The organism is Achromobacter sp. Marseille-Q0513 (assembly GCF_018195695.1).
Taxonomy (GTDB): domain Bacteria; phylum Pseudomonadota; class Gammaproteobacteria; order Burkholderiales; family Burkholderiaceae_B; genus Achromobacter.
Genome location: NZ_JAGTJY010000104.1, coordinates 1 through 4,184 on the forward strand (window position 1 = coordinate 1; position 4,184 = coordinate 4,184).

Annotated in this window: 4 protein-coding genes; all 4 read right to left on the bottom strand. The window is 67.5% G+C overall.

What is annotated here, in order from left to right; genetic code table 11:
- A partial coding sequence (locus tag KDH83_RS19380) for a retention module-containing protein (protein WP_212318879.1) occupies positions 1-1,428 on the bottom strand: 1,428 nt, incomplete at its 3' end.
- An 83-nt stretch (positions 1,429-1,511) separates the two neighbouring features.
- On the bottom strand, positions 1,512-2,168 hold the full coding sequence (locus KDH83_RS19385) for a response regulator transcription factor (protein ID WP_103275270.1): 657 nt from the start codon (positions 2,166-2,168) through the stop codon (positions 1,512-1,514).
- Positions 2,169-2,204: 36 nt separating this feature from the next.
- Positions 2,205-3,635, bottom strand: coding sequence for an HlyD family type I secretion periplasmic adaptor subunit (locus tag KDH83_RS19390; protein ID WP_212318881.1), 1,431 nt, complete (start codon positions 3,633-3,635; stop codon positions 2,205-2,207).
- Positions 3,636-3,642: 7 nt separating this feature from the next.
- The coding region (locus KDH83_RS32630; RefSeq protein WP_249205211.1) for an ATP-binding cassette domain-containing protein at positions 3,643-4,184 on the bottom strand (542 nt) is incomplete at its 5' end.

Consider the following 4,184-nt stretch of genomic DNA (forward strand, 5'->3'; position numbering starts at 1 on the left):
GGTCACGGTGATCTTGTCGGTGGCGGTCTCGCCCTGCTTGAGGGCCTGGACCTTGGGGTCGTCGTTGTTGAGCGTGTACGTCCACTTGCCGTTGTTGTCGACAGTGAACGAACCGTATTCGCCCTTGCCGCCGTCGCTGACGGTCCAGGTATGGGTATCGTTGGTGTCGACGTCATGCTTTTCCAGCTGGCCGGACACAGTTGCCTCGGGGCCGTCTTCCTTGATGCCGCCGGTCGCGGTGCCGCTGATCGTCGGCACGTCGTTGGTGCCGTTGATGGTGATGGTGACCGTGCCGGTGGTGCCGTCGGCGGTGGTGACCGTGAAGGTCTCGGTCAGCTTCTCGCCAACGCCCAGGCCCTGGACCCTGGGATCGTTGTTGTTGAGGTTGTAGACCCAGTTGCCATTGGCATCGATCGAGAACGTGCCATACGTGCCCGGACGATCGGCCGCGGCGACGAAGAACGACTGGCCGTCGTCGGGGTCGACCACATTGAGCTTGCCGTTGGCGGTCGAGACCTTGTCTTCGGTGACCGAACCGGCGTCGTCGCCAGCCTGGGCCGGGGTGATCTTGGCCGGGTCATTGACGCCGACCACGGTCACTTCCACGGTGGCGGTCGAGGTGGCGCCGCTGGGGTCGGTGACGACGTAGGAAATCGTGGTGGTGGCGGTCTGGCCTTCGGGCAGGTGCTGGAAGCTGGTGCCCGGCACGAACACGTAGCTGCCGTCGGGCTGCACGATGAAGGTGCCGCCGTTCGAGCCGGTGACCGCGACGCCGCCCGGGGTCATGGGGCGGCCGTTGATCGAGACGATGCTCAGCGGATCGCCATCGGGGTCGCTGTCGTTGGCCAGCAGGTTGCCGCGGATGGTGGTCTTCTCGTCGCCGCGGGCCGTGTCGTTGACGGCGATGGGCGCGTTGTTGGTGTTGCCGGCGCCGCCAGCGCCGCCGCCACCGCCGAGCAGGTTCAGCGTGTCGAGGCCGCGGCTCGGATTCGGGTAGGCCAGGTCCAGCGGGGAAGTGCTTTCCAGGATGCGGGCCAGGCGCACGAAGCTGCCGCCGCCATCATCGCCAGGACCGCCGCTGACCACGGCGGCGGTCGGATCCAGGACCTCGAACGGGTCCTGGCCGGATTGCAGGGCCGCCAGCAGGCGGTCGGAATCGGTGCCCTTGGGCGGGGTGACAGCGGCTTCGGTCGGATCGGGCAGCGCGCCCGATACGTCCCCATTCATGGCGACCTGGCGGCCTTCGCCGATCACGATGGGCATGCCGTTTTCCACTTGCAGGGCGACGGTGGCGCCCGAGGCAGTGACGACGTCGCTGCCGGCGGGGACATTGCTGCCTTGATGCAGCTCGGTCAGCGAGCCGTCGCTATTGCGAATCCAGGCGCGGCCGGTGAGTTCGGTGACGACGGCGGGAGAGGAGTTGGCCATGATGGGTTCCGTTGAGGGATTGATCCAAGATGGCCAGATACTAGAGGAGGCCCGCAGGCCGGGGTATTGTCCTTGAGGACAATTCAGGAGGGGATTTTGCTGCGGGATTCGCTAGGCGAGGAGATGCCGTGCACCAGCAGCGCCAGCTGCAGGCGGTCGGACACGCCCAGTTTCTCGAAAACCGCCGACAGATGGGCCTTGACGGTGCGTTCGGTGATGCCCAGCGCCTCGGCGATCTGGGCGTTGGCCCAGCCGCCGGCGGCATAGCGGGCGGCGGTGGTCTCGCGCTCGGTCAGCAGGCCGCCATCCCAGTCGCCGGCATCCTGGCCCTTCTCGGCCACCAGGCGCAGCAGGCGGCTGACCAGGGAGCGGCCCATCCAGATGCCGCCCGTGGAGATGACCTCCAGGGCCTGGGCCAGCGCCTGCGGCGGGGCGTAGCTGTGGCAGTAGCCTTGGGCGCCCGCGGCCAGGACCTGGGTGCCCTGTTCGTCGTGGGGGCTGGCGCTGGCGACCAGCAGGCTGAGGCCGGCCAGGGTTTGCGCCCAGGCGGCGTCCTGCCAGGACGGCAGCCGCGGCAGGTCGGCGTCCAGCACGGCCAGGGAGCGGCCCTGGTCGCGCCAGCGCTGCAGGTCGGCCAGCCCGCGCCCGCGGGCAACCAGCCAGCGCTCGGGGTCGAGCTCTCGCCAGCGCTGCCACAACAGATCGTCGTGCGTAATCAACAAGACGGGAACGGATTTCATAAAGCCTTCTCGCTCTCCTCTAATCAAGTAAGGGGGTCAACGCTCGGTAAAGGCGTTGGCCTTGGCGCGCAGGACCGGCTTGAGCAGGTACTGCAGCACGGTGCGCTTGCCGGTCAGGATGTGAACCTCGGCCACCATCCCGGGGATGATGGGCAGGTTCTTGTCCCCCACGGTGCTGCGATCGGTGCGGACCCGCACCACGTAGTACGAATTGCCTTTCTCGTCCGTCACCGTGTCGGCGCCGATCTGCTCGACCTTGCCTTCCAGCCCGCCATAGATGGCGAAGTCGTAGGCGGTGAATTTCACCTCGGCCTTCTGGTCGGCGTGCAGGAAGCCGATGTCGCGCGGCAGGATGCGCACTTCCAGCAGCAGCGTGTCGTCCTTGGGCACGATCTCGATGATGTCCTTGCCCGGCTGCACCACGCCGCCGACCGTGTTGTTGAACAGGGTCTTGACGGTGCCGCGCACCGGCGCGCGCACCTCGGCCAGCTTGACCCGGTCGGCCAGCGCCAGCTTGCCCTCCCGCAGCGTGGACAGCTTGGTGTTGGTCTCGGACAGCTCGTTGCGGGCCTGGTTGCGGATATTCAGTTCCGATTCCTCGAGCTTGCTCTGGGCTTCCTTGATGGATGCCTGGATGCGGTCGATCTGGGCCTCGGCGCCTTTCTGTTCGCCGCAATAGCGGGCCACGTCGCGCTGCAGGCGCAGCAGGTCCACCTCGGACACGGCGCCGCTCTTGAGCAGCGGACGGGTCACCTGCAGCTCGCGCGAGGTCAGGCCGCAACTGGCCGAGGCCTGGTCGCGCTTGGCGATGGTCTCGCGCAGTTCTTCCTGGCGCTGCTTGAGCTGCTCGCGGGCGACGTTGACGGTGGCGTTCAGCTCGCTGGTGCGCGCCTGCCAGGCGTTGCGTTCCATTTCGATCAGGTTGGGCGCCTGCTTGAGCACTTCCTCGGGTGCGACGAAGGGCTCGCCGGTCGCCAGCGCCTTCAGGCGCGCCGACTTGGCCAGCAGCGACAGGTATTCGGCGTTGTTCTCGCCCAGCGATGAGGCGAAGCGGGTGGAGTCGATCTTGAGCAGGATCTGGCCGGCTTCGACCTCCTGGCCGGGCTTGACCAGGATTTCCTCGACGATGCCGCCGTCCAGGCTCTGGATGATCTGCACCTGGCGCGAGGGCACCACCTTGCCTTCGCCGCGCACGACTTCGTCGATGCTGCCGAAGCCTGCCCACAGCAGCAGCAGGGCAACGGCCAGCAGGCTGGTCCACAGCAGCACGCGGGCGCCGCGCGCCTGCGATTCGTGGATGACCCACTCGGCATTGCCGACGTAGTCGTTGCGCTGCTGCGGCTTGCCCTTTTCGGCGCCGTCGAGCAGGCGGTCGAAGAAGTACACGAAGACGTTGCGCAGCCTGAGCCAGAGCCGAGTCAGCAGGCCCGGCCGGGGCGCGAGTTTTTGGGTGGCGATGTTCTCCATGAGTCCCTCAGCTTCCGCGTCCGACGCGTCCTTGACGCAGGGCTTCGATGACTTGCTCCTTGGGGCCGTCGGCCATGATCTGGCCGTTGTCGATCACGATGAGGCGGTCGACCAGCTCGAGCAGGGCGGTGCGGTGGGTGACCAGCATGATGGTCTTGCTGGCGCTGACTTCGCCCAGGCGCTTGCGCAGCTGCGCCTCGCTCTGGTGGTCCATGTTGCTGCTGGGTTCATCGAGCAGCAGGATGGGCGGGTCGTTGATCAGGGCGCGGGCCACCGCCACCGACTGGCGCTGGCCGCCGGACAGGGACTCGCCGCGCTCGCCGATCAGCATGTCGAAGCCGTTGGGATGCAGGTTGGCGAACTCGGACACGCCGGCCAGGTTGGCCGCGGCCAGGATGCTGGCGTCGTCCGCGTAGGGCGCGCCCATCGCCAGGTTGTGCTTGAGGCTGCCGTAGAACAGCAGCGGATCCTGCGGCACGTGGCCGATGGCGCGGCGCACGTCGGCCGGGTCGATCTGGCGCACGTCCACGCCGTCCAGCAAAACGGCGC

Excerpts from the sequence above, each read along its gene's own strand:
- KDH83_RS19385 (WP_103275270.1), bottom strand. The coding sequence starts at position 2,168 with ATGAAATCCGTTCCCGTCTTGTTGATTACGCACGACGATCTGTTGTGG.
- KDH83_RS19390 (WP_212318881.1), bottom strand. The coding sequence starts at position 3,635 with ATGGAGAACATCGCCACCCAAAAACTCGCGCCCCGGCCGGGCCTGCTG.